The organism is Subtercola sp. Z020, from assembly GCF_002931235.1.
GTDB lineage: Bacteria > Actinomycetota > Actinomycetes > Actinomycetales > Microbacteriaceae > Subtercola.
The window spans coordinates 57,547-81,280 of record NZ_PSTT01000042.1 but is presented as its reverse complement, the minus strand read 5'-3'; the positions used below and the strand labels follow the sequence as shown (position 1 = coordinate 81,280).

At 70.1% G+C, this 23,734-nt stretch carries 22 protein-coding genes and 1 riboswitch; of the genes, 14 read left to right on the top strand and 8 right to left on the bottom strand.

What is annotated here, in order from left to right; translation table 11 throughout:
* Positions 1 to 7: 7 nt before the first annotated feature.
* Positions 8 to 1,015, bottom strand: a complete 1,008-nt coding sequence (locus C5B96_RS05865) for a TDT family transporter (protein WP_233189028.1) — start codon at positions 1,013 to 1,015, stop codon at positions 8 to 10.
* Positions 1,016 to 1,134: 119 nt separating this feature from the next.
* Here C5B96_RS05865 and C5B96_RS17080 point away from each other — a divergent pair, with 119 nt between their 5' ends.
* From C5B96_RS17080 to C5B96_RS05840, 6 genes are all read left to right on the top strand, one after another.
* Positions 1,135 to 1,512, top strand: coding sequence for a LysR family transcriptional regulator (locus C5B96_RS17080; RefSeq protein ID WP_233189027.1), 378 nt, complete (start codon positions 1,135 to 1,137; stop codon positions 1,510 to 1,512).
* Positions 1,488 to 1,597, top strand: a riboswitch (TPP riboswitch). (Overlaps the previous gene by 25 nt.)
* Positions 1,598 to 1,771: 174 nt before the next feature.
* Positions 1,772 to 2,416: a YkoF family thiamine/hydroxymethylpyrimidine-binding protein gene (locus C5B96_RS05860; protein WP_104243866.1), complete on the top strand. Its 645-nt coding sequence runs from the start codon at positions 1,772 to 1,774 to the stop codon at positions 2,414 to 2,416.
* 3 nt (positions 2,417 to 2,419) lie between these two features.
* The gene (locus C5B96_RS05855) at positions 2,420 to 3,052 is read left to right on the top strand and encodes an ECF transporter S component (protein WP_104243864.1); all 633 of its coding nucleotides are present in this window, start codon (positions 2,420 to 2,422) and stop codon (positions 3,050 to 3,052) included.
* Between the two features lie 31 nt (positions 3,053 to 3,083).
* Positions 3,084 to 4,808 (top strand): ABC transporter ATP-binding protein, encoded by a 1,725-nt coding sequence (locus C5B96_RS05850; RefSeq protein WP_146078092.1) that lies wholly within the window; start codon positions 3,084 to 3,086, stop codon positions 4,806 to 4,808.
* Positions 4,805 to 5,602 (top strand): energy-coupling factor transporter transmembrane protein EcfT, encoded by a 798-nt coding sequence (locus tag C5B96_RS05845; protein ID WP_158507117.1) that lies wholly within the window; start codon positions 4,805 to 4,807, stop codon positions 5,600 to 5,602. Before C5B96_RS05850 ends, C5B96_RS05845 begins: the two co-directional genes overlap by 4 nt.
* Before the next feature lie 36 nt (positions 5,603 to 5,638).
* The gene (locus C5B96_RS05840) at positions 5,639 to 6,946 is read left to right on the top strand and encodes a collagen binding domain-containing protein (protein ID WP_104243858.1); all 1,308 of its coding nucleotides are present in this window, start codon (positions 5,639 to 5,641) and stop codon (positions 6,944 to 6,946) included.
* Positions 6,947 to 7,000: 54 nt separating this feature from the next.
* Here C5B96_RS05840 and C5B96_RS05835 read toward each other — a convergent pair whose 3' ends face one another.
* Entirely contained in the window at positions 7,001 to 7,930 is a 930-nt protein-coding gene (locus tag C5B96_RS05835; protein WP_104243856.1) for a ketopantoate reductase family protein, read from the bottom strand.
* A 134-nt stretch (positions 7,931 to 8,064) separates the two neighbouring features.
* Between C5B96_RS05835 and C5B96_RS05830 the strand changes: the two genes are divergently transcribed.
* From C5B96_RS05830 to C5B96_RS05820, 3 genes are all read left to right on the top strand, one after another.
* Complete coding sequence (locus C5B96_RS05830; RefSeq protein WP_233189026.1) at positions 8,065 to 8,565, top strand: TetR/AcrR family transcriptional regulator; 501 nt, start codon at positions 8,065 to 8,067, stop codon at positions 8,563 to 8,565.
* Between the two features lie 181 nt (positions 8,566 to 8,746).
* Positions 8,747 to 9,958: a Vms1/Ankzf1 family peptidyl-tRNA hydrolase gene (locus C5B96_RS05825; protein ID WP_104243853.1), complete on the top strand. Its 1,212-nt coding sequence runs from the start codon at positions 8,747 to 8,749 to the stop codon at positions 9,956 to 9,958.
* Positions 9,959 to 9,995: 37 nt separating this feature from the next.
* Positions 9,996 to 10,331 (top strand): hypothetical protein, encoded by a 336-nt coding sequence (locus tag C5B96_RS05820; RefSeq protein ID WP_104243851.1) that lies wholly within the window; start codon positions 9,996 to 9,998, stop codon positions 10,329 to 10,331.
* Positions 10,332 to 10,396: 65 nt separating this feature from the next.
* Here the strand turns inward: C5B96_RS05820 and C5B96_RS05815 are convergent, their stop codons facing one another.
* Both C5B96_RS05815 and C5B96_RS05810 read right to left on the bottom strand, forming a co-directional pair.
* Entirely contained in the window at positions 10,397 to 10,633 is a 237-nt protein-coding gene (locus C5B96_RS05815) for a hypothetical protein (protein ID WP_104243849.1), read from the bottom strand.
* Between the two features lie 197 nt (positions 10,634 to 10,830).
* On the bottom strand, positions 10,831 to 11,547 hold the full coding sequence (locus C5B96_RS05810) for an alpha/beta hydrolase (protein WP_104243847.1): 717 nt from the start codon (positions 11,545 to 11,547) through the stop codon (positions 10,831 to 10,833).
* A gap of 160 nt (positions 11,548 to 11,707) precedes the next feature.
* Here C5B96_RS05810 and C5B96_RS05805 point away from each other — a divergent pair, with 160 nt between their 5' ends.
* The gene (locus C5B96_RS05805) at positions 11,708 to 12,652 is read left to right on the top strand and encodes an ATP-binding cassette domain-containing protein (RefSeq protein WP_104243845.1); all 945 of its coding nucleotides are present in this window, start codon (positions 11,708 to 11,710) and stop codon (positions 12,650 to 12,652) included.
* The gene (locus C5B96_RS05800) at positions 12,652 to 13,419 is read left to right on the top strand and encodes an ABC transporter permease (RefSeq protein ID WP_104243843.1); all 768 of its coding nucleotides are present in this window, start codon (positions 12,652 to 12,654) and stop codon (positions 13,417 to 13,419) included. The genes C5B96_RS05805 and C5B96_RS05800 overlap by 1 nt, the downstream gene beginning before the upstream one ends.
* 37 nt (positions 13,420 to 13,456) lie before the next feature.
* Here the strand turns inward: C5B96_RS05800 and C5B96_RS05795 are convergent, their stop codons facing one another.
* Positions 13,457 to 16,366: an AAA family ATPase gene (locus C5B96_RS05795; RefSeq protein ID WP_104243841.1), complete on the bottom strand. Its 2,910-nt coding sequence runs from the start codon at positions 16,364 to 16,366 to the stop codon at positions 13,457 to 13,459.
* Between the two features lie 135 nt (positions 16,367 to 16,501).
* On the opposite strand from C5B96_RS05795, the gene C5B96_RS05790 reads away from it, so the two are divergent.
* The 3 genes from C5B96_RS05790 to aspS all read left to right on the top strand — a co-directional run bounded on the left by C5B96_RS05790 (position 16,502) and on the right by aspS (position 21,049).
* On the top strand, positions 16,502 to 17,224 hold the full coding sequence (locus C5B96_RS05790; RefSeq protein WP_104243839.1) for a hypothetical protein: 723 nt from the start codon (positions 16,502 to 16,504) through the stop codon (positions 17,222 to 17,224).
* A gap of 50 nt (positions 17,225 to 17,274) precedes the next feature.
* Positions 17,275 to 18,942, top strand: coding sequence for a hypothetical protein (locus tag C5B96_RS05785; protein WP_104243837.1), 1,668 nt, complete (start codon positions 17,275 to 17,277; stop codon positions 18,940 to 18,942).
* A 319-nt stretch (positions 18,943 to 19,261) separates the two neighbouring features.
* Positions 19,262 to 21,049: an aspartate--tRNA ligase gene (aspS, locus tag C5B96_RS05780; protein ID WP_104244050.1), complete on the top strand. Its 1,788-nt coding sequence runs from the start codon at positions 19,262 to 19,264 to the stop codon at positions 21,047 to 21,049.
* Here the strand turns inward: aspS and C5B96_RS05775 are convergent.
* From C5B96_RS05775 to C5B96_RS05765, 3 genes are all read right to left on the bottom strand, one after another.
* The gene (locus C5B96_RS05775) at positions 21,046 to 21,270 is read right to left on the bottom strand and encodes a hypothetical protein (RefSeq protein ID WP_104243835.1); all 225 of its coding nucleotides are present in this window, start codon (positions 21,268 to 21,270) and stop codon (positions 21,046 to 21,048) included. The two genes, aspS and C5B96_RS05775, sit on opposite strands and share 4 nt — an antisense overlap.
* Positions 21,267 to 21,731, bottom strand: coding sequence for an adenylyltransferase/cytidyltransferase family protein (locus C5B96_RS05770; protein WP_104243833.1), 465 nt, complete (start codon positions 21,729 to 21,731; stop codon positions 21,267 to 21,269). Before C5B96_RS05770 ends, C5B96_RS05775 begins: the two co-directional genes overlap by 4 nt.
* A gap of 165 nt (positions 21,732 to 21,896) precedes the next feature.
* On the bottom strand, positions 21,897 to 23,576 hold the full coding sequence (locus tag C5B96_RS05765; RefSeq protein WP_104243831.1) for a right-handed parallel beta-helix repeat-containing protein: 1,680 nt from the start codon (positions 23,574 to 23,576) through the stop codon (positions 21,897 to 21,899).
* Between the last annotated feature and the right edge of the window lie 158 nt (positions 23,577 to 23,734).

The following is a 23,734-nucleotide window of genomic DNA, read 5'->3' as shown; positions in this document are numbered from 1 at the left end:
ATGGCGTTCAGTCCCCCTGACCGGCGTCGGCCGCGAGGAGAGCGGGGACGGGGGCGGGAGGGAGGAACAGCCGGCCCGTGACGAGGCTGCCCCGAACCGTTCGCATACCCACGACGGCCCAGGCGCCGACCAGCACGCCGAACGTGGCGACGGCCAGAACCGACGCCACGACCGAGCCGGTGTGCAGCGCCACGCCGCTGAGACCTGTCACGCAGGTGCCGACAGGGAAGGTGAACGACCACCAGGTGAGCGAGAACGGGAGTCGGCGCCGGATGGTCTGGAGGGTGATCGCCAGGGCTATTGCGGCCCAGAGGGCGGCGAAACCCAGAATGGGCACGCTGAAGAGCAGGCCGAACGACTCCATCGCGGCTGCCAGCGACGGCGAGACCACGAGGTGGGCGTTGCCGCCGAGCAGGTTGGCGGCCGTCGCCGACTGCCCGAGCGGGCCGAGAACGATCCACAGTGTCGGCACCATCAGCGCCGGGCCGACCTTGTTCACGGTGAGCCGCTGCCAGATGAGCACGATGACGATGAGTGACGCGACGAGGCTGAGCCCGAACATCCCGTAGCACGCGAGAAGAAGCGTCAGCTGCGGTTGGCCGGCCGGCGCGAACGGAACGAGCAGAGCCCCGATGGAGGCCGACACCATGGGCGGCACCAGGGGCATCAACCAGCCGCCGAACGCCCCGTCAGTCGCCACGGGCAGGCGGGTGAACATCAGGTACGGCACGATTACCGCCGTGGCCAGGCCCATCACCGTACCCAGGCCCCAGAGCACCGCGTCGATGGTGACCGCCGCCTGCTCGCCGATGACGTCCCGGCCGAGCAGCAGCGTTCCCGCGCCGACGGTGAGCAGCGCCATCGCCGGCGCGCCGTAGAAGTGCACCATCACGGCGTTCCGATGGTGCGAACGTGCCCTGCCGGGGTTTCTGGCCCAATGGATGATCGTCGCGACGGTGAGCGTGACGACGGGCACGCACACCCACACGACGGTGGCAGCCGCGCTCCAGCTCACGGAAGAACGTGCCCGCTGCCTTGGCGAGGATGACGGTACGGGTTGTCGACATGGCTTCATCGTCGCCGTCGGCAGAGGTGCAGGGAAGAGCGATAGCGTTGTCGCGTCACAACGACAGATTGTGGGTACGAGGATGCGCTCTGGGCGTCACCCAGCAGGCGGTCTCGGCACGCACTCGTGCCCTGGAGATCCGCACGGGAACAGCGCTCGTGCGCCGCTCGGCGCAGGGGTCGACCCTCACCGACGCGGGGGTTCTGGTCGCCGGCTGGGCGAGCGAGGTGCTGGCCGCAGCAGCCCGCTTCGAGGTCGCGGTCGACTCCCTGCGGGAAAGCGGTTCGGCGCAGCTCACCGTCAGCGCGAGTCTGACCGTCGCCGAGTATCTGCTGCCCGACTGGCTGGTCGCCCTGCGGAGGGCTGACCGGGAACCCGCCGAGCGCTCGAGCTCGCCCTCGGCGGCGAGTGGTTATAGTGGTGGGGAACACACGGGAGCCTGGTGAGCCGGGCTGAGAGGGAGCGATTCACGCTTCGACCGTCGAACTTGATCTGGATAATGCCAGCGCAGGGAGAGTGAGAGCGTTATGCTCGTCGTCCACACGCATCGGGATGCAGTCGCGATCCCGGCGAGGGTTCTCGCTTCACGGCCAGGAGTTCCTGGTCCTTTCTCTGCGCCCACGCGTCTGCCCGGGTTCTGATCGGCCGCATCTCCGCGCCCGTCGCCGACGGGAGCGCCTGCATCCGCAGTGAAAGGCACGAACAATGTCCCCTTCCTCCCTTCTTTCGTCGACCGCGACAGGCGAGGCCCTGACCCCGCAGGATCTCGGCGTGGGCGCCCGCTTCACCGTCGGGGTGATGGCGGATGACTTCGCCGGGATCATCCTCGCCGCGCTCAGGGGCGCCGATGCCGCCGACCTCGACGTGCAGACCGATCCCGTGAGCACGCTCGTGCGCGGCTCCGAACAGCGGGTGCTCGAGTACATCACCGCCGTCGTGGCCGGGGCGGCTCGTTCCGGCCGTCATGTGACGGCCTCCATCCTGCTCTCCCGCGGGTGCCCGGGCGAGGTCACCTGCACGGTCACGCCCGGCCTGCTCGCGGGCGCGACGGAGGTTCCCGACCTCCCGGCGACGGGCATCCACGCGTCTGCGCACTGGTCGCTCTACCCCCTCGACGACACCGGGCGGCCGGGGGAGGCCCCCGACCACCTGCGCGACATCTACGCGGCGATCGAGTACGCGAAGGAGCGGGGCACCTACGTGCGGGGCGAGCACTACGCGACCCTCCTCGAGGGGGATCTCGCCGATGTGCTGGCGACGGTGGCGGCCGGCTGGGTTCTGGTCGGTCGGAGCGTGCAGCACGTCACGAGTCACGCGGTCATCTCCATCGCCAGCCCGAGGGAGGTGTGAGCGATGCCATCCTCTGCTCTGACCGGTTCCACGGCCCCGGGCCGTTCCCTTGCATCGAGGTTCTTCGCCTGGCACCTCAGAGACATCATGCTCGTGGTCGTTCTGGGCGCCGTGTTCGGTTTTCTCTACTGGGCCCTCGTGCAGGGCTGGATCGTTCTGTCGGTCGCCGCCGGCCCGCTCGGCCACCTGACGCAGCATGTGCTGCTCGGCGGCTGGCTGATCGTCGCGCCGGTGGCCATCGCGATCACCCGGCGGCCGTTCGCCGGCATCGTCGCCGAGATCATCGCCTCGGTCATCGAGGTCGTGTTCCTCGGGTCGGCGGTCGGGCCGCTGCTGTTCGTGGCCGCCGCCATCCAGGGTGCCGGCAGCGAACTGCCCTTCGCGCTGACCCGTTACCGCCGCTTCGGCTGGCTGGTCTACGCCGTCTCCGGCGCGCTGGGTGCAGGGCTGGTCTTCTTCTACTCGGCGTTCCGCTCGGGCTGGTACGGCACCGACCTGCTCCTGGTGCGATTCGTCATCCAGGTGGTGTCGGGCATCGTGCTCGGCGGTCTGCTCTCGAAGGTCATCGCCGATTCGCTGGCCCGCACGGGTGTGGTCGACAACTTCGCCATCGGGCGCGCCGGCCGTGCGGCCTGACGACGGGCACCCGGTCGCCAGCCTCAGCGCGGTGACGGTCCGCGCGCCCGGCCGCGCGGTCCCGCTGCTCGACGAGGTGTCGGTGGTCGTTCGCGAGGGGGAGCGGATGATCGTGATCGGCCCCTCGGGGTCGGGCAAGTCGAGCCTGCTGCAGGTGCTGACCGGCGTCATCCCCCTCTCGGTGAACCTCGACCTCGAGGGGTTCGTCGAGGTGGGCGGGGTGGATGCCGCCGGGCTCACGGTGATGGAGCGTTCCCGGCTGTTCGGCGTCGTCGCGCAGAACCCGGCAGCGTCGGTGTGCCTCGCGCGGGTCGACCAGGAGGTGGCGCTGCCCCTCGAGAACCACGGTGTGCCCCCGGCCGAGATCGCCGGCAGGGTGGGCGAGGCGCTCCGGAGGGCCGACGCTGAGAGCCTGCGGGACCGGGGAACCGCCGAGCTCTCGGGCGGCGAACTGCAGCGGGTCACGCTGGCGGCCGCCCTCGCGGCCCGCCCCGCAGTGCTGCTTCTCGACGAGCCGACCTCGATGCTCGACCCGGCCGGCATCCGGGCGGTTCGAGCATCGATCGCCGCGATCACCGGCCGGCGGGAGGGCGCCGTGGTGCTGATCGAACACCGGCTCGACGAGTTCGCCGGCGCCGACGGGGTCGACGGGCTGCCCGAGCGCGCCCTCCTGCTTGCAGACGGCGGTCGGGTGTGGGCCGACGGGCCCACCGCGCAGGTGCTTCGCGAGAATGCAGCGATGCTGCACGACACCGGATGCTGGCTGCCGCTCGACATCGAACTGCTCGCCGTCACCGGCCACCCGGGCGGACTCCCGTCGGAGCCCGTGCGCGCCTGGCTCCGCGCGGCAGCCGATGCCCCGGAGGAGGCGGCGGCGCTCGACGTGTCGGCCGACGGGGATGCCGCTGCCGGGCATCCCGCAGCCGCCCGCCTGGTGCTCGCGGCCCGCTCGCTCGCGGTCGGCTACGGTATGCCGGGCCGCACGAGGGCGGGGCGGAGACGCGCGGCCCGGTCCCTTCTGCGCGGGGTCGACCTGACCGTGCACCCGGGTGAGATCGTCGCCCTGCTGGGTGCGAACGGATCGGGGAAGAGCTCGCTGCTGCTCACGCTCGCGGGGCTGCTGCCTGCGCAGGCGGGAAGCGTCGAGGGGCCGCGGCCCGGCATGGTGTTCCAGAACCCGGAATACCAGTTCCTCGCCCACCGGGTGCGTGACGAGATCGCCGTCGGGCTGCCGGGAAGCCGGGCGGAGGTGGCAGAGGTCGTCGGCCGCCAACTGGCCGCGCACCGCCTCGAGCACGTCGCTGACCACGACCCGCACCGGCTCTCCGGCGGGGAGAAGCGCCGGCTGAGCCTCGCGGCGATGCTCGCGCATCGCGACCGACCCGTGCTGTTGGCAGACGAACCCACCTTCGCCCTCGACCGGCAGGACACGGTCGCCACGGCCCTGGCCTTTCGGCGAGAGGCCCATCGCGGGCGCGCGATCGTGTTCTCGGGCCACGACCTCCGCTTCGTCGCTGCGGTGGCGCACCGGGTGATCGTCGTCGCAGGCGGCGAGGTCGTCGCAGACGGCCCGACCGGCGACGTGCTGCAGAACGCGGAGGTGCTCGGCGCGGCCGGCCTCGAGGTGCCCTCTCTGGTGTCGTGGCTGCTGGGGGCGTTCGGGGCTGCCGGTGCGGCGCGGGCTCTGCGCCGCCTCTACGACGCCCGCTCCCGAACCGGCGCGGCGGCGCCGACGCCGACGGAGGTGACCCGGTGACGCTGGCGGCGGCGCCCGTGCGCGACTCCCCGCTGGCCAGACGGAACCCGACCGTGAAACTCGTGGTGCTGTCCGCCGCCTCCGTGGTGATGCTGTTCGTTCTCGACCCGGTGACGCCCGCCGTCGTCTACCTGCTGGGTCTCGTCGGGGTCGTCGTCGGTGGTCGCCTCGGGCTTTGGCCGGTTCTGCGTGCGCAGGTGCCGTTCTTCGCGTTCGCGGTCGGAGTGTTCAGCATCAACGTGCTGAGCCGGCCCGGAACCGTGCTCTGGCAGGAGGGTGCGCTGCGGGTGACGACGGAGGGCCTCGTGGTCGGGGGCGCCCTCGCCGCCCGCACCGTGGCCATCGGCATTCTGTCGATCGGGTTCGTTCTGACGACGGACAGCCTGGCCCTGATGACCAGCCTGAACCAGAACGCTCGGCTGGGGGCTCGCCCGAGCTACGCGTTGATGGCCGGCTACCGGCTGCTGCAGCAGTTGCCGGGGGAGTGGGCCACCATCCGCAACGCTCAGGCGGTCAGGGCGCCACTCGGCCGCAACGGAACCGTTCGACGGGGCCCCGCCGGCTTCGGCCGCGCCGGTTTCGCCCTGCTCGTGCTGGCCATCAGGCGGGGTGAACAGATGGCCCAGTCCCTCGAATCCCGGGGTCTCGGCCTCAGCCCCCGAACCGTGTGGCACCCCGTTCACATCACCGCGGTCGACCTCGTCTTCGGCGCGGGCACCCTCGTCGTGCTCGGCGGCCTGCTGGTCGCCTCGGCCGTGTTCGGGGTGCTCGGGGGGCCGGGGGCGCTCTTCTGATCCGCGCTCCCCGCCGTTCTCGGGCTCAGCGCCGCGTTGCTCGGTGCACCCCAGCAGGCCCAGGCATCGGCCGCCGCGACATCCACGCAGCAGGCGGCGACGGTGGGCACGGCATCCATTGCGGGCACGGTGACCGGATCGGGTACTCCGACGGTCGCTCTGAAGGGTGTGAAGGTGACCGCTGTCACTGCCGCCGGCGTCGAGGCCGGCTCAGCGATGACCGGACCACGCGGAACGTACAGGATCGCCGCCCTCGCGGCCGCGACCTACACCCTCCGCTTCGAGACCGCCGACCCGGCCTACGTCGCGGTCACCTGGTGGAAGAACAAGCCGGCCCAGCAGGGCGCCGATGTGTTCGCCCTTGCAGACGGCAAGGCGATCTCGCGGATGAGCCTCACCATCGACAGGGTCACCACCATCGCCGGCACCGTGAAGGGGTCGGCGTCGACCCCGGTTCCGCTGGCCGGGGTTCTGGTGAGCGCCTACTCGTCGCCGGCCGGCGAGTTCGCCAGCTGGGTGGCGACGGATGCCACGGGCGCCTACGCACTGCGCCTTCCCTCCGGTGGCGACTTCACATTGCAGTTCAGCAACAGCGACAACCCCGCGTACCTTTCCTCCACGTGGTGGAGGAACGCCGCCACCCAGCAGAACGCCGACGTGCTCTCTGTCGCCACGGGATCGACGGCCTCCGCCACAGACATCGTGCTCGACAGGGTCGCCTCGATCTCCGGCACGGTGACCGGTGCGGGTACGCCGGCCGTCACGCTCGGGGGCACGACGGTGACGGCCCACACCGCGAACGGGCAGACCGTCGGCTACGCCACGGCTGACGCGAACGGCCGGTACACCATCACCGGGCTGCCGGCCGGAGCGTACAGCCTGCTCTTCGACAACTACTCGAATCCCGCCTTCGTCAGGCAGGCCTGGTGGAACAACAGATCCACCCAGAAACTGGCCGCCGTCATCACCGTCGCCGCCGGCCAGAACATCACGGGCAAGAACGACGTGCTCCCCGCCGGCACCTCGATCTCGGGCAGCGTGATGGGCGCCGGTGCCAGCGCTGGCGCCGCAAAGGTGCCCCTGGCGAACGTCTACGTCGTCGCCTTCGCCGGCGACGAGAGCGCGCAGGCCGCGCACGCCAACACCGATGCGGCAGGCAATTACACCCTGACGGGACTCATCGCCGGAACGTACCGGCTGCAGTTCATCAACCCGGTCGCCGGTTACGTGCCGACGACCTGGTGGAAGAACACGCCCAGCCGGGCCGATGCCACAACCATCACGGTCACCTCAGGGGTGCGCGTCACCGGCCGGAACCTCGTGCTCCCGGTGAGCGCGCGGTAGCAGGGGCGTCAGTTCGGCCGCCCACGGCAGATCCGCGCCCGGCCGGGACTGTGGTCAGGAACGCCGGGCGAGGCGCGGCGCCGCGATGCCCAGTCGCTCGGCCTCGGCGAGGGTGTCGCGAATGACGGCCAGCGCCTCCGGTGCGCGAGGGTCGGTGTGCGCCTCGAGGCTGCGCCCGGCGATCGGAACCAGTGCGGTCGCCCACCCCGAGACTGCAGCGACCAGGCGGGGGAGTCGGTACGGCAGCAGGGCGTTGCGGTGCCTCCCGAGGTCGACACCCCGTGCATCCAGAACCGGCAGCAGTTCGCGCGTCGTCAGGAAGGCGTCGCGGAAGGCGCGGCGGTCACCGGCCATCTTCGCCAGCGACCCTCGACGGAGCGCCTCGGCGAACATGCCGGCGTCGGCGATGAAGTGGAGCCAGAGCCACCCGCGCATGTCCGTCTCGCGTCGCACGCCGAGGCCCGCCTGCCGGAAGGCGGCGAACACCTCGCGTTCGCGCCGCGTCGGCTCGGGGCCGGTCGTGCCGATGACGATGGAGGGCAGCATCCCGCCCGACAGCACGCCGTCGGCGCCGAAGCCGCCACCCGCCTGGGGGAACCCGAACACGACCTGGTCGGCGGGGAGGGGTGCCACGGCGTCGATCGGTTCCTGCCAGATGTTGCCGAGCACCAGCACTGTCGCTCTGCCGATGAAAGGGGCGATCAGCGCCGCGGCCTCGGCGAGGTGATGGTGCCCGACGCTCACGATGACCAGGTCGAAGCCGTCATTCGGGCTGAGGGTCTCCCGGAACGGAGTGCGGAACGACTCGCGCACCCGACGACCGACGGGCTTTCGGCGTCCGTCGATCCAGTCCAGGTGCACGAAGGGTCCGTACTCCGCCGCGCGTCCCGGGCGCACGAAGAACTCGACGTCGTGACCTGCCGCGTGCAGCACGCGGCCGTACAGGGTCGCGATCACTCCGCGTCCGAACATCAGGATGCGCATGGTCGCCTCTCGCGTAATATGGAACCTGTCTCCACTAAGGATATGGAGACAGTCTCCACTTGTCAAACGAGAGGTGCAACGTGTCCGACGGCCGACCACAGCGAGCGGATGCGCGTCGCAACCGGGATGCGATCGTGGCGATCGCACGCGACGTCTTCGACAACGACGAGCAGGTGCGCTTCGACGACTTCGCGGCGCGCGCCGGGGTGGGGGTCGGCACGCTGTACCGCAACTTTCCGACGCGGGAGGCTCTGGCCGTCGCCGTCTACGAGGGGGAGGTGGCCGCACTCTGCGACCAGGCGCGCGACGAATCGCGTTCGGCGGGGGACAACCTCGACGCCTTCCTCCGCGGGTTCGTCGACTACGAGGTTGCGCATGTCGGCCTTGCCCGCACGTTCGCGGCGTTCGTGAGTCCGGCGGTGCAGGCCGATGGCGGGATCCAGCTCGAGAGCGCCGTCGACGACCTTCTGGCTCGAGCGGCCGCCGAGGGCGCCATCCGGCCGGAGGTCGAGGTGGGGGCGGTCATGATCGTGCTGCACGGCATCGGCTCGGCGATCGACCGCCCGCTGTGGGCGGCCGAGTCCCGCATGGCCGTGGAGCTGCTGATCGCCGGCCTGAAGTCGCCCGCCGTCTGAGCCGCACTGAGCCGGGGAAGCGGTGCCAGATAACCTTTGTTGACATAATGTGCATTATCAGCGTTTGTTGAACGCGCTGCGAGGGCGGGGCCCGACTGCGTGTTCCCGTCCTCGACCTTCCCCCTGACGTGCCGTAAGTCAAGCCGCTGATATCTGTGGCGCTGGCACGCACCATGAAGGCATGAACGCCAGCACGACAACCACCACCGCACAGTTCGCCGACATCGCCCGGGACCCGGGCCCCTGGTCACAGGTCTACCTGGATGCCTCCGTCGACACCGGCGACCCGCCCCAGGTCACGCTCGAACGGGCCAAGAGCGCGGCCGACCAGCTCTCGAGGACCGGCGCACCGCCCGGCGACGTCGAAGCCGTCACCGACGCTCTCTCCGCCGAACTGCCCGCCCCGAGCCCGCTCAGTCATTTCGTGCTGGTGAAAGAGGGCGTCGTCGTCGTCGACGAATGGATGCCCGGCTACCCCGTGCAGCCCGAGATCATCTCCTTCGGGCCCGTGCCCGACCTGGTGCCGCTCGTCGCCCGTCAACCCCCGGGTTTCCACGTGTTGGTGGTCGAGACAGACCGCGCCGGCGGCGAGATCCGTTTCTACAGCGCTCAGACGCCGAGCGCTGAAAGCGAGACCCATGTGCAGGGCCGCACCGACACCCTGCACGCGGTGAAGAGTGGCGGCTGGCGGCAAGACCTGCTGCAGTCCCATGCCCGTGAGATCTGGCGGCAGACCCAGGCCGAGCTCGCGGCTGCCGTCAACGAGATCGTGCACCGCGAACACCCGCGGCTTCTCGTGGTCGCGGGCGAGGTCAGCGCCCGGCAACCCCTCGAAGGCGAGCTGTCGACCGAGAGCCGCGACATCCTGTCGACCCTGCCGATCGACACGCGGGCGGACGGTTCGGAACCCGGGGCCCTGCAGAGGTTTGTCGACCAAGAGATCGACAGGGTGCTCGCCGCCGAGAAGGCGAGCGTGCTCGACCGCATCGCGATGCACGAAGGTCGCGGCGACGGCACGGTCGCAACCCGGTTCGGAGAAGTCGTGAACGCCCTCTCGGCCGCACAGGCGGAGACCCTCATGATGAACGTCGACCTGCTGCGCTACCGCACGGTGCTGGCTCTCGACCGGGCACCGTGGATCGCCACAGCTCCCGAAGACGTCGCGGCCGCAGAGATACTCGCCGTGGTGGATGCTCCGGCCGGCCTGGTGCGGGCGGCGATCCTGACCGACGCGACGATTCACGTCACCGACAGGGACCCCGACCCGAACCTCGATGCAGAAGCTTCCAGAGACGCCGCGTCTGACCCGATCGACACGCGCACGCTGCCCGGCGATGCGGCCGTCGCCGCCCTTCTGCGTTGGCCCCTCGGCCCACCCGTGCCGGCGACCTGACCCTTCCCCTCACCCACCGAGAGACCCGGAGACCCCCATGCCGAACGGCCACGACGCGCTCCCCCTGCCCGACTACGACCACGTGCTGACAGGTCATCTGCCGGCCCGCATTGCGCCGCTCGACGAGCAGCAGGTGGGCGAGTTGCTTCAGTACGAGCAACAGCACGCCCAGCGACTTCCGGTACTCACCGTGCTCGAACGCCGCCTCGAAGAACTCCGCGGCGGCGCATCCCCGAGCGGAACCGTGTCGACGGGGCGCCCGGAGACGATGAGCGGGGCGCCCGGTGGTTCCAAGGTGTCGCCGACGACGTCCGGGCCACCGATGAACCCGCCCTCGCAGGGCGTGCCGACGAACCCCGCCCAGCCGCGCTGACGGAAGGAGCGCCCGCGCTGCCGACCGAGACCGAACTCTGACCGGCACCGCCCAGCCCCCTGCGGTCAGGCGGGCGGGCCGAGGGTGAGCGCCTGCACCGCGTCGTCGAGCGATCCGAAGTACGACCGGGTCAGCGGCGCGCCTATGGCGGTGGCTTCGTAGACCATCCCGAACCTCTCGACGAATCCGAGCAGAGTCAGTCCGTCGCGGGGTTCCCTGCTGTGGTCGCTCACGCGCCACGAGTTCGGTGAGAGAGCGGCCACCTCGAGGGTGCTGGTCGTGGGACGGACGGTCAGTGACATTGCGGTGCCCTTCGCTCAGATCGGTGGATGCGGTCATCCCAACACGGCCCCGGCCCGAGAATGCTCACCGCCGCTGTCGTCCCTGCCCGCTGCACCCGGTGCATTCACGCTCGTCCCTCATCGTTCCTCAGTGGCTGCCTCACCTGACCAGTGCGGCATCGGAACGACTCGAAAGCTCGGGCTTGACCTCTGCGCCCTCAGCGGCCCAGCAGCGCCGTGATCTCAGCGACCACGAGGTCGGGCCGAGTGATGAACGGGTGGTGACCGGTCGGCAGTTCGACGGAGTGCGTCGCGCGCGCGGCGTGCAGCCGCTGGAGATCGATCGACGTGCTGCGGTCGTCGGCGCAGACGAGGTAGGTCGAGTCGACGCCCTTCCAGCCGGCGGCGGTCGTCGGTGTCACGAACGACGCCACGGCCTGCGCCGTGACGCGCTGCCACGCCTCGAGCTGGGTGTCGGCATCCGCGTCCTGCAGAAAGCGTGCGCCGAAGGAGGCGGTGTCGTAGCCGGCGACGCTCAGCGTGCCGTCGCCGTTGTCGGCGATCGAGACCGGGTCGGCCTCGCCGCTTATGATCGCGCCCTGCGCCAACCCGACCTCAGGCAGGTACGACGAGACGTACAGAAGATGCCGCACGGCAGGGTGCCGGCCCGCTTCGGCGATGACGGTGCCTCCGTAGGAGTGGCCGACGACGATCGCCTCGCTGCCTGCTGCGGCCACGTCGTCGAGTGCGGATCGGAGGGCCGCGGCGTCGGCGACGAGACCGCCGGCGACCTCCCCGGGCACCGTCTCGCCGCAGGAGGGCAGAGCGAGCGCACGGCTCCGGATGCCTGTGCTGCCCTCGAGCCGTTCGGCGGTGTTCCGCCACCACCACTCGCCGTCTCGCACCAGGGCGCCATGCACGAAGATCAGCTCCATCGCCGTTCCTTCCGTTCGGGGTCGTCGGAACGACTCTAGGGCAGCGCGCGACAGCGCCTGACAGCGCCGCGACAGCGGTTCGACAGAACCCCGGCCGCACTCTTCTCTTCGGGCGCAGCATCCCGTGCCCCGCGCACCGCGCAGAGGAGAAGAAGAACGTATGACAGCAGCAATCGAGGCCCACGGTCTCATCAAACGGTTCGGGAAGACCACGGCCCTGAACGGCATCGACCTCGAGGTCGAGGAGGGCAGGGTGCTCGGCGTGCTCGGCCCGAACGGAGCGGGCAAGACGACGGCGGTGCGCATTCTGGCGACCCTGCTGAAGCCCGACGGGGGCCGGGCGAGCATTGGCGGGCTCGACGTCGTGCACGACGCCACGGCGGTGAGGCGCAGGATCGGGCTCACCGGCCAGTTCGCCAGCATCGACGAAGACCTCACCGGAATGCAGAACCTCGTCATGATCGGCCAGCTGCTGCACCTGTCGACGCGGCAGGCGAAGGTGCGCGCCGCCGAACTGCTCGCCGAATTCGACCTGACGGATGCCGCTGGCCGCCTGGCGAAGACCTACTCGGGTGGCATGCGCCGCCGGCTCGACCTCTCTGCTTCACTCATCGGCCGGCCGAGTGTGGTCTACCTCGACGAGCCGACCACCGGGCTCGACCCGGCCAAACGCGACGACGTGTGGGACATGATCCGCACGCTCGTGGCCCAGGGAACGACCATCCTGCTGACGACGCAGTACCTCGAAGAGGCCGACGCCCTGGCCAACGAGATCACCGTCATCGACCACGGCACGATCATCGCCCACGACACACCGCGGGGACTGAAGCGCCAGGTCGGCGGCCAGACCCTCGAGGTGAGGCCGAACGATGCGGCGTCACTCCCCCGGGTGCGTGAACTGCTCACACGCTTCGGCACCCGCGAACCGGATCAACCCGCGCCCGACCTGCTCTCGGTGCCGGTGGTCGACGAATCGGCGCTCACCGATGTGGTGGCCGCTCTGGCCGCCGAGCGCATCTCCGTGTCGGAACTCTCGCTCCGTCTCCCCAGCCTCGACGAGGTCTTCTACTCGTTGACCGGCCAGAACAAGAAAGAGGTCGCCTGATGCTCCGCGACTCCCTCATCCTCGCCAAGCGTTCCGTCGTCAAGATGGTGCGGAACCCCGAACAGTTCATCGATGTGACGCTGCAGCCGATCATCCTCACCGTCGTGTTCGTCTTCATCTTCGGCGGTGCCATCGCCGGGTCGACCGGAGCCTACGTCGAGTTCGCCCTGCCGGGCATCATCGTGCAGACGATCATGTTCACGTCCCTCACCATCGGGGTGAACCTGAACACCGACATTCAGAAGGGCATCTTCGACCGGTTCCGCTCTCTGCCGATCGCGCGCTCCGCTCCCCTGTTCGGTGCTGTTCTCGGCGACATCGTGCGGCACTCGATCGCCATCACGGTGACGCTGGTGTTCGGCGCGATCATCGGCTTCGAGTTCAACACGCCCTGGTGGCACGTCGTGGTCGCGATCCTGCTGATCATCGCGTTCGCGGTCAGCCTGTGCTGGGTCTCTGTGCTGATCGGGATGCTCGCCCGCAGTGCCGGCGCTGTGCAGGGGCTGTCGTTCCTGATCGTCTTCCCGCTCACCTTCGGGTCGTCGACGTTCGTGCCGGCCGACACGCTGCCGACGTGGCTGCAGGGCTGGGTGACGATCAACCCGGTGACACACGTCATCGAGTCGATGCGCGGGCTGCTGACCGGGTCGACGGGTGTGGTCGGCGACACCACGACGGGCCAGGTGCTGTGGGTGCTCGCGTCGTGCGTGGTGCTGGTGGGCGTCTTCTTCCCGCTCGCCACCTGGGCGTACCGCCGCAAGGTGTAGCGGCTCCGGCTCCGGTTCCGGCTGTCGCGCTTCGCGGCTACGGCCCCAGCAGCTCCGCCAGCGCGCCCATCGCGGTCGGGCGTTCGGTCACTCCGGTGCCCGGGCGCCCGATTCCCGCACTCTCGGCCGCGTCGCCGATCGTCCGCAGGTCGGGCTGCGTCGTGTCGAAGGCCCCGATGACGGCGATCGCGTAGTCTGCGGCCCGCACGGCCGTTCCGATGTTGCCCCGGGCGAGGGCGACCATCCCCACCTCGATGGCGACAGTGCCGATGATCGGCCGGTCGCGGCTTCGAAGAGACGTCTCGGCCGCGCGTCTCAGATGCTGTTCGGCCTCGTCGAGAGCGCCGAGCTGCCTCGCGAGAGCACTCTTGGCCGTCTCCAGCACGGCGGTCGTCTGCAGCTGCGCCTTCGACAGACCGATCAGGTCGTCGATCTGGGCGACGCGGATGCCCGCGGCCTCGACATCGCCCGTCACGACGTCGAGCTGCAGCGCAGAGATCTGCACCTGCAGGATGGCGCGGGGGTCACCACTCGCGTCGGTTTCGGCGATCAGCCTCTGCACCCGGGCGCGTGCCTCCTGCGGGCGGCCCAGACGGTTCAGCAGCTGGATGCTCAGCCCCTGTTCGCGGGCGAAATCGGTGGCGGAGGCGATCGAGCGCATGATCTCGTTCGAGGAGTCCGCCAGCTCGAGCGCCTCCTCCAGCCGGCCCTGCAGGGTCAGCCACTCCGCGTACAGCCGTTCGGCGAGGGCGGTGCCCCACCGGTCGCCGGCCTGCGCGAGCAGGTCCATCGCGATCGCCGATTCACGGCCGAGTTCGTCAATGTCCCCGCGGTTCTGGGCGGCGGCCGCGCCCATCACATGCAGCATGGCGGTCGGCCACGGGCCGAGGCCGAGATCTTCCCCGTGGGGCAGCCGCACAGCCGCGATCCAGTCGGGGTCGCCCGCAACCTCGGCGAACGCGAGCAGGCAGGGCGCCAGCAGCTGCAGAACGTCGTGGCTGTCGGCCACGACCCGCAGCGTCCTCATCGGCTCGACGAGCCGAATGAGCTGGCTGCCGAACGCGGCCGGGTCGAAGTCGTCGCTGTCGTCGCCCGTGAAGTTCTGCAGCAGGGGGTACACGAGGGCGAGCACACGCGCCTCATCACCCTCGACCTCGGCTGCCCAGGCGGCGGCGACCCGCAGCCACTGGGCCGCCTCCTCGTTGCGGTCGCGCAGCACCCAGTACCAGCAGCACGAGATCGTCAGCCGAACCAACACCTCGGCCAGCGGCATCCCGCTCGCGTGACGCAACGCGCTCACGATGTTGTCTTCTTCGGCGTCGAACCAGGTGACAGCCTCGGTGACCCTCGGGCCTCGCAGCAGGTGGTCGAACTCCTCGGCGCGCTGCACCATGTACTGCGCCTGGGCCGTTCTGGCGTCGACCAGACCGCCCGCGGCGAGGATGCGCTCGACACCGTATTCGCGAATCGTCTCGAGCGCGCGGTAGCGGCCCCGGATGCGCTGCAGCAGCGAGCGGTCGACCAGCGTGTCGAACACCGCGGCACCCGGCAACTCCAGCGCCGCCGCGAGCGAGCGCGCTTCGGAGACGCCGACCCCCGCGGGGAACACCGAGAGACCCAGCAGTGCCTTTCGCTCGCCGTCGTCGAGCAGGCTCCAGCTCCAGTCGATCATCGCCTTCAGGGTCTGGTGTCGCGGCATCGCCGTACGGTACCCGCCGGTCAGCAGCGTGAAGCGGTCGTCGAGGCCGGCCAGCACCTCGTGCGGTTCCATGGTGCGGAGCTTCGCCGCGGCCAGCTCGATGGCGAGCGGAAGGCCGTCGAGCCGCAGGCAGATGTGGGCCGCCACCGTGAGCTCGTCGTCACTCAGCGCACGACCGGTGGCCGAGAGCGCCCGCTGCCGGAAGAGTTCGACGGCCGGGTAGGCCGCGAGGTCGTCGGGCGTCGCCGACGCGACCAGCTGTTCCGACGGGTGCGAGAGCGAGCCGAGACCGACGAACGCCTCGCCCGGTACGCCGAGAGGCTCCCGGCTCGTGGCCAGGATGCGCAGCAGCGGCAGGGCCGAGAGCAGATCCTGCGACAGGGCGGCCGCGGCGTCGATCACGTGCTCGCAGTTGTCGAGCACCAGCAGAACATCCCGCCCCGCCAGGGCTTCGAGAAGACGGCTGCGGCTCGACTCGCCGGTGGTCTCTGCGGTTCGGAGTTCACGGCCGGTCGCCGTGAGCACCGCGCCGACGATCTCGCTCGGGCCGACAGGGGCCAGCTCGACCAGCAGCGCGCTGCCCCGGTGGGCCGCCGTCTCGAGGGCGAGCCGGGTCTTGCCCGCTCCCCCGGTGCCGATGACGGTCACCAGACGGTTGGCCGCGAGCTGCTGGGTGAGGGTGGCCAGCTCGGCGTCGCGCCCGACCAAGGTCGTGAGCGGGGCCGGCAGAGCGGGATGCGGCGTTCCGGCACGGTCGCGAACCCCCTCTGCCGCGCGCAGTGCGAGGGCGCGAGCGTGGTCTGCGGCGAGGTCGCGCTCGAACCAGTCGAAGTTCTCCGACGGCGTCCACGGCTCGCCCGCCCAGAGCTGCAGCGCCTCCTCGGCGAGAGCAGACGCGCCGCCCGTGTCGCCGCTCCGGGCGCGCTGGTCGGCGTCGGCCACGAGATCGGTGAAGCGCAGCGCATCCACGTCGGTACGCGCGACGTTCAGGCGGTACCCGCCGGTCGTCGACTCGATCGTGGTGGGCGGCAACTGCGAGCGGAGCCTCGACACGATCGACTGCAGTGACGCCTTCGCGTTGGCCGGGGCATCCCTCCCCCAGATGTCTTCGGCGATGCCGCGGTAGCCCACCGCAGAGCCCGCGTCGACGGCGAGCCTGAAGAGCACGGCGAGCTGCATGGCGCCGGAGACGGTGATGCCCTCACCCTCGTGCTCGACGCGCAGGCCGCCCAGCAGTCCGATTCTCACTCGGCAACTCTAATGCGGCTGGTGCGCTTTGCGCGGCGGGTCCTTCGGGGGCGGCGCGCGGTTCTGCTGCGGTCGCCGCCACCGGCGCCACCGGCGCTACGCTGGGGCCGTCGGAGCCGACCGGAGGAGAGCCGTATGAGCAGGGTGACGCCCCCATCCTCGCCCCGGGGTGAAGCGCGCTCGGGCTCGACCCCGACGACGGCGACCCCGACGGCGGTGACCACGACGACGGTGGGTGGCTCGGGAATCGTTCTCGCGCTGCTGTACCCCCTCGCGGCGTCGGTGGCATCGGCGTTCCCGAACGTCTTCGGGCTGCTGCTCACTCCTCCGGGCCTGCAGTTGGTGTGCTGGGCGGTGTTCGCGATCGCCTGCGGAATCCTGGCCTTCGGACTGCCCGGGCAGACGGGTGTCGTCGGCCCCTCGGTCGTCGGGCGCACGGCGCTGTTCGTCTTCGGTGTGCATCGACTCGTGCTCGATCTCTCGAGCCTGCTCACTCCGCTGCCGACGATGAGCGATGCGCTGGTGCCGGCGGCGCCCGGAGGTGCGGCATTCCTCGGCGGCTACGCGAGCCTCGGGGTTAGCCTGCTCGGCTCGCTGGCCGGGTTGGTCGCCGCCGTCGCCGTGGTGCGCGCGGGTGTGCTGCACGGCGTGGCGCGCTGGATGCTCGTGCCGGCCGCCGCCGTCGACCTGCTCGGTCTCGGGCTGTTGCTCGTGCCGGTGCAGGAGGTGCTTGTGTTCGCCTTCGCGACGAACGCCCTCTGGTACCTGTTGCTGGTCGCGACCGGGGTGGCCTACGCACTGCACGGCCAGGGTCCGGCGCTCCGCGCCCTCTGGGGCCGGTTCGATGCCTGGTGGTGAAGCTGAGGTCGAGAGTTGCGCCGTAAGGCTGTATAGGTGACGATTGCTCAATGACTTCAGTGCTCTCTCACGATCTTCGTCTGTCGCTCGGCGCATCGGGCGGCTATCACCCCGCGGGCTGGCATCCGAAGCTGGCGGTGACGCTTCTCGGCCCCACTCCGCCCGCCGCAGAGCTCGTCTGGTCGGTCTCCCGGCCCGACGGGGTGGAATGGTTCTGCCACCGCGTGCCCGTCCCGGGGCTGGCGACCGACCAGTACGCGACGGTCGAGCTCGAGCGCTGGGGGGACGACGACGACCTCGACGAGCCGGGTGAAATCAGCTTCACCCTCCGCGTCGTCTCCGAGCTCGACGGTGTCGACCAGCTCCTGCTCGACGGGCGCCTGTCGGTGCTCGCCCTGCCCGGTGACCACCAATATGCGATCGCCGGGAGCGGGATGCCCGGCGGGGCCTGGCTCTGCCTCGACACGGTCGACGAGCCCGATGCTCCACGGCTCTGCCTGACCGTGCCCGTGGGCGGCGATCTGCACGACGGGCAGCTGGAGGCGCACCTCTTCGTCGACGGAACCCGTCTCGCCCCCGCGACCACCGTTCAGGCCCTGAACACGGTCACGGCCAACGACGGCTCCCCCACGGCTCAGTCGGTCGTCACGGTCTTCGACTCCGTGCGCGGCTGGAACAACCTCGCCGCCTCGGGCTGGGGCGGCGAGTGGCACCTGCTCGACGCGCGGAACGGCCACTACGAGGTGAAGCTGGTGCGCGCGGCGCGTGTCTTCTGCGTGGTGCCCTTCGACGTCGTCGACGGGCGCATCGTGGCTCCGGGGTGGGTCGAACCCGACCCGTGGCGCGGCGCCGTCATCTGCGTGCAGGCGTCTGCGGTAGGGACGACTGAGGCCACCGCTGAACCGTCGGCGACGCCCGACGACCCGGGCTTCGCGGTGGACGTCGCTGCCTCGGCCGCCGTCTCGCGGACCATCGATGACGTGTACGCGCTTCGCCACGCGTCGGCGCTCCCCCTGTCGCAGAGCAGCGGCGACACCGGCGGTCTTTCTGGGGCACCGGAGGGGGCGCTGGAAGGGGGGCCGGAGACGTCGGAGTCGCTGGAGGCGCTGCAGCCCTACGTCGACCGGGCGGAGCGGCTGCTGCTCACCTGGCAGGAGGAGCTCGCCGCTCCCCCGCCCTACGACTTCGGCCAGGTGTTGGCGGCTGAAGCCCTGCAACGCGAGAAGGCGGGCCACGACGAGCTCGCCTCGGCGGTCGCAGCCGTCGCAGACGAGCAGCCCGTCGTGGTCGCGGGCGAGCCCACCACCCTCGGGGCGGTGCGCAGCCGCGCTGCCGCCCTGTTCGCCGCAGCCGACGCCCGGGTCGCGCTCTCCCAGCAGTCCGCCGACGACGTGTTGGCTCCGTACCGGGCGCTTCTCGCCGCCGACAAGCTCGCGGTGTTCGACGACCACCCCGCCGATTCGTTCGTCTACACCACGCTCGACGGCCAGATCATCGAGACCCCCGAGCAGCTCGCCGCCGCCGACTACTGGTTCTTCGAGGGCCCCCTCGACCTGCGGAGCTCCGCCAACGTCGAAGGGGTCGAGATCACGGCCAGCACCCAGGGCTGGCGGGTACTCGGCTGGCGCTTCGCCCCCGACGGCACCCTCCTCGACCGTTTCGAGCAGCAGGGCCTCGGCCCCTCCGCTCCCCTCTCCGCCTTCCGCCCGCCCGCCTGACACGCGCGCACTATATGCGCTCCTGACCCGCTCGCTCGCCTGACCCGCGCGCACTACACGCGCGTCCGCGTCCGCTACGCGCGCCCGCCCCGCTCGCTCGCCTTACCCGCCTGTCCGATACGCGCGCCTTGACCTCCTGCCCGCCTGGCCCGCCCGCACGTTACGCCCGGTTCGCCGCCTTGACCGACGACAGCATTGTGAACCCGATGCGACGGGCAGCGGCTGAAGCAGGGCGCATCGGGAGCGGCTGGGAGCAGCGCAGCGTCGCCGCCCCTACGATGGGAAGGTTCAACAAAACCCCGATCGAAGGATGTTGCCCGTGATCCGCAGCCATGAAGCCGGTACGCTCCGAGCCGGTGACGCCGGCCAGAGAGTCGCCCTCGCCGGATGGGTGGCCCGTCGGCGCGACCACGGCGGCGTGGCGTTCCTCGACCTGCGCGACGCGTCGGGCATCGTGCAGGTGGTGGTGCGCAACGAGGTGCTCGAGGCATCCGGTGCCCACGAACTGCGCGACGAGTACTGCATCCGCATCGAGGGTGCGGTCGAAGTGCGCCCCGAGGGCAACGCGAACCCCGACCTGCCGACCGGCGAGGTGGAGATCGCGGTCGAGACCATCGAGATTCTGAACACCTCGGCGCCCCTCCCCTTCCAGATCGACGACCGCGTCACCGTCGGCGAGGAGACCCGCCTGAAGTACCGCTACCTCGACCTCCGTCGCCCGGCGCCCGCCGCCGCGCTCCGCCTCCGTTCAGAGGTCAACCGCGTCGCCCGCTCGGTGCTCTCCGGCCGCGGCTTCGTCGAGATCGAGACGCCCACCCTGACCCGCTCGACGCCCGAGGGTGCCCGCGACTTCCTGGTGCCCGCCCGCCTCCGCCCGGGCAGCTGGTACGCCCTGCCGCAGAGCCCGCAGCTGTTCAAGCAGCTGCTGATGGTCGCCGGCATGGAGAAGTACTTCCAGATCGCGCGCTGCTACCGCGACGAAGACTTCCGTGCAGACCGCCAGCCCGAGTTCACCCAGCTCGACCTCGAGATGAGCTTCGTCGACCAGGACGACGTGATCGAACTCGCCGAGAACCTCGCCCGGGAGATCTGGGCGCTCATCGGCTACCAGGCCGACGCTCCGTTCCCGCGCATCACCTACCGCGAGGCGATGGACCGCTACGGCTCCGACAAGCCCGACCTCCGCTTCGACGTGCCTCTCACCGAGCTGACCGGCTTCTTCGAGAACACCCCGTTCCGCGTCTTCCAGGCGCCCTACGTCGGCGCGGTCGTCATGCCGGGCGGCGCCTCGCAGTCGCGGCGCACGCTCGACGACTGGCAGGAGTTCGCCAAGCAGCGCGGCGCCCGCGGCCTCGCCTACGTTCTGATCGGCGAAGACGGCGAGCTCGGCGGCCCGATCGCCAAGAACCTCTCCGAAGACGAGCGCGCCGGCCTGCAGGCCGCTGTCGGTGCCCAGCCCGGCGACGCCGTGTTCTTCGCCGCGGGAACCCGCACCGCGGGCCAGAGCCTCCTCGGCGCCGTGCGCCTCGAGATCGGGCACCGCGCTAACCTCATCGACGAGTCGGCCTGGTCGTTCCTCTGGGTGGTGGATGCTCCGCTCTTCGAGCCCGCAGGCGACGCTGTTGCCGCAGGCGACGTCGCGGTCGGTTCAGGCGCGTGGACCGCGGTGCACCACGCCTTCACCTCCCCCAAGCCGGAGTCGATCGACACCTTCGACACCGACCCCGGTGAAGCGCTGGCGTACGCTTACGACCTCGTCTGCAACGGCAACGAGATCGGCGGCGGTTCGATCCGCATCCACCGCCGCGACGTGCAGGAGCGCGTCTTCCAGGTGATGGGTCTCAGCAAGGAAGACGCAGAGGCCAAGTTCGGCTTCCTCCTCGAAGCCTTCGAGTTCGGTGCCCCGCCGCACGGCGGAATGGCCTTCGGCTGGGACCGCATCTGCGCGCTGCTCTCGGGCGCCTCGTCGATCCGTGAGGTGATCGCCTTCCCGAAGTCGGGCGGTGGCGTCGACCCGCTGACCGAGGCACCGGCCCCGATCACGCTGCAGCAGCGCCGCGAGGCGGGCGTCGACGCAGCAGCGCCGACGAAGGCCCCCGCGCTCTAGCGGGTCGGGCGGGCCTGCCCGGCAGGCCGGGTCGGCCCTGCCTGCCGCTCGGTGATCTCGGGCACGAACCACGGTGCGTGCTCGTCAGCGGCGCCCTGCCCGACGGGCACGGCCCGCAGCATCCCGGCCCGCGAGGTCGACGGTGCGGCCGCGGCCGTCGATGTGGCCGGGGGTGTCGGCTCTCCCGACGGCGTCACCCGTGCCGCCCGAGCGGCGCTCATCGTGACAGGCGCAGTTCGCCGGGCAGCTCGTCGCCGCCGAGCCCCGACAGCACGTCGAGGGCCTGGCGGAGCCGCGTGCTGGAGGTGTGCATCGTGTACGGAAAGTAGACGACCTCGACACCGACCTTGGCGAACTCGGTCTCGAGCCGGTGGCCCTTCTCGGTTCCGCGCCAGTCGTCGCCTTTGAAGAAGATGTCGAACTGCACGTCGCGCCAGGTGTCGAGCTTGTCGCTGAGCACTTCGGCCCGCGCCTCGTCGACGTAGTCGATGTGGTTCACGATCTCGAGCCGTTCGGCCAGGGGCACGACGGGCCGGATGCCCTTGTTCAGCTCGAGCATCTCGTCACTGACGACCCCGGCGATCAGGTAGTCGCAGCGGTCTTTCGCGTGCTTGAGCAGGTTGAGGTGGCCGACATGGAACAGGTCGTAGGCTCCGGCTGCATAGCCGATTCGTCGAATCATTGTGTGACTACTTCGGGTTAGTCGACAACGCACAGGCGGCGTGGCTCGAGGCGATTCCGACCTGTTGCCCTAGGAAAGCGCGAAACCGGAACTGATGATCGAGAGCCTAAACGACCGAGAGGGGTGAGCGATAACCCCCATTCGTGGGCATTGCCCAGGCGGCGCCTACAGCAGCCCGACCTTCTTCACCCCGGTCGATCGGCCGACTGCCGCCGCCACGTCGGCCGGCAGGGCCAGGGCTCCCGACGCGGCGCTGAGGATCGCCGAGGTCATCCCGGTCAGTGAGAGGCTCGAGCCCGTCTCGGTGTTCCGGAAGGCACTGTTCTTCGTCAGCATGCTCGCGGCCGTGTCGTACCGGGTGATCGACGAATTGTCGCTGCCGCCCCAGGCCAGCAGGGTCGACTGGCTCATCGAGGTGCGCCGGTTGAACAGGTTGCCCGTGACCGTGATGCCCATCCGGTCTGCCGGAATGTGCGTCACCGCGTCGAGCGCCCAGATCTGGAAGAAGCCGCCCGCGCCGAACGCGTTGTTCGCGATGGTGATGTTCTTGGTGACCCAGGGCACGGTCGGATCGGGGATCTTCTGCCGCGGATCGTGCCCGGCGAACGAGGGGTCGGCCTGTCGGCGCTGGTCCTGGTAGATGCGCACGCCGAACTTCGAGTTGTTGCCGATCGAGTTGTTGAACACCTTCACGTCGTTGGCGTCGAAGAGCTGCAGCCCGAACTGCTGGTTCGAGAGCTGGTTGTTGGCGATGATCGCGTTTCCCGAGATCTCGAGCTGGATGCCCGTGTACTGGTTGTTCGACGAGACATTGTTCGTCACCTTCACATCCCAGCACGACTCGTCGAGCCAGATGCCCGAGCCCCAGTTGTTGCTCGTGTTGTTGCCGGTGATGGTCACCCCGCGACTCCGCGTCACCTTGATGCCGCCCGACACCGGTGCCGGCTTGAACTGCTCCGAGTTGTTGCGGGTGATCTCCGAGTTCTCGATGACCAGACCGTAGGAGGCGTTCGCGCCGACGCCCATCAGCCCGCTCCGCTGGATGGTGAGGTGGTCGAGCGTCACGTTGTTCTGCTCCACGTTCACGCCGATCATCGCGTTGTCTTCGATGACCAGATTGCGCGCCGTGATGTCGGCGTTGGCGAGGCGGATCGCGCTGCGGTCGCCATACGACGTCGCGTAGCGGCGCACACCGAGGCTCTGGATGATGCTGCCCGGAGCCTTCACATAGATGGCCTGCCCGAGATCGCTGGCCGCCACCTTGTGACCGGCCGGGTTGCTGCCGATGGTGAGTGTCTTCGCACCCCGGTCGACGAAGAAGGTGCCCTTCGTGACCTGGCCGGCGCTGCCCACCTGGGTCATCGCGACGCCGTCGTAGAAGACCTGGTCGGGGCGGGCGGCCATCGGATGCGCCGAGTCCACGAAACCGGGATTGTCGGCGACCCCGTCCATGACATTGGTCGGCGCGAACGTCCAGTTCGACGCGACCCACGTCGAACCCGACTGGCGGAAGTCCGACAGCCGCGTGGAGCCGTCGAACCACACCGCCTCGCGGGGGTACGACTGGATGATCAGCGGCTTGTTCGTCGGAATCGTCACGGCCTCGTGGTAGACCCCCGCCCGCAGCACCAGTTGGTCGCCCGCCGACGCCTTCTCGATCGCCCGGGCGACGGTCTTGAGGGGCGAGCGGAGAGTGCCCTGGTTCGCATCGTTGCCGCTGCCGACCGAGACGAAGATCGCGGTGCTGTAGATCGGGTAGCCCAGTGAGCCGACGGGAGCGGAGCCCTGCGGGAACTCATCGGCCTGCGCGCTGGCGGGCGTCGCGACGAGCAATCCGATGGCCATGAGTGCCACGGCAAGCGAGGAGAGGATGCGGAGAACGGGGCGGGGACGACGTTCTGCAGAGCGACGGTGCTGAGGCAAGATGCACTCCCGGGGGTGAGTGTCGAAAGGTTGGAGCTCGGCTGGGGAGGAACTCTATCACCCGTTCGGGGCACACCTGA

Excerpts from the sequence above, each read along its gene's own strand:
- C5B96_RS05860 (WP_104243866.1), top strand. The coding sequence starts at position 1,772 with ATGTCCCCTTCCTCCCTTCTTTCGTCGACCGCGACAGGCGAGGCCCTG.
- C5B96_RS05810 (WP_104243847.1), bottom strand. The coding sequence starts at position 11,547 with ATGGAGCTGATCTTCGTGCATGGCGCCCTGGTGCGAGACGGCGAGTGG.
- C5B96_RS05775 (WP_104243835.1), bottom strand. The coding sequence starts at position 21,270 with ATGAGCGCCGCTCGGGCGGCACGGGTGACGCCGTCGGGAGAGCCGACA.
- C5B96_RS05855 (WP_104243864.1), top strand. The coding sequence starts at position 2,420 with ATGCCATCCTCTGCTCTGACCGGTTCCACGGCCCCGGGCCGTTCCCTT.
- C5B96_RS05815 (WP_104243849.1), bottom strand. The coding sequence starts at position 10,633 with ATGTCACTGACCGTCCGTCCCACGACCAGCACCCTCGAGGTGGCCGCT.
- C5B96_RS05820 (WP_104243851.1), top strand. The coding sequence starts at position 9,996 with ATGCCGAACGGCCACGACGCGCTCCCCCTGCCCGACTACGACCACGTG.
- C5B96_RS05785 (WP_104243837.1), top strand. The coding sequence starts at position 17,275 with ATGACTTCAGTGCTCTCTCACGATCTTCGTCTGTCGCTCGGCGCATCG.
- C5B96_RS05765 (WP_104243831.1), bottom strand. The coding sequence starts at position 23,576 with ATGGCCATCGGATTGCTCGTCGCGACGCCCGCCAGCGCGCAGGCCGAT.
- C5B96_RS05770 (WP_104243833.1), bottom strand. The coding sequence starts at position 21,731 with ATGATTCGACGAATCGGCTATGCAGCCGGAGCCTACGACCTGTTCCAT.
- C5B96_RS05790 (WP_104243839.1), top strand. The coding sequence starts at position 16,502 with ATGAGCAGGGTGACGCCCCCATCCTCGCCCCGGGGTGAAGCGCGCTCG.
- C5B96_RS05805 (WP_104243845.1), top strand. The coding sequence starts at position 11,708 with ATGACAGCAGCAATCGAGGCCCACGGTCTCATCAAACGGTTCGGGAAG.
- C5B96_RS05835 (WP_104243856.1), bottom strand. The coding sequence starts at position 7,930 with ATGCGCATCCTGATGTTCGGACGCGGAGTGATCGCGACCCTGTACGGC.
- C5B96_RS05825 (WP_104243853.1), top strand. The coding sequence starts at position 8,747 with ATGAACGCCAGCACGACAACCACCACCGCACAGTTCGCCGACATCGCC.
- C5B96_RS05800 (WP_104243843.1), top strand. The coding sequence starts at position 12,652 with ATGCTCCGCGACTCCCTCATCCTCGCCAAGCGTTCCGTCGTCAAGATG.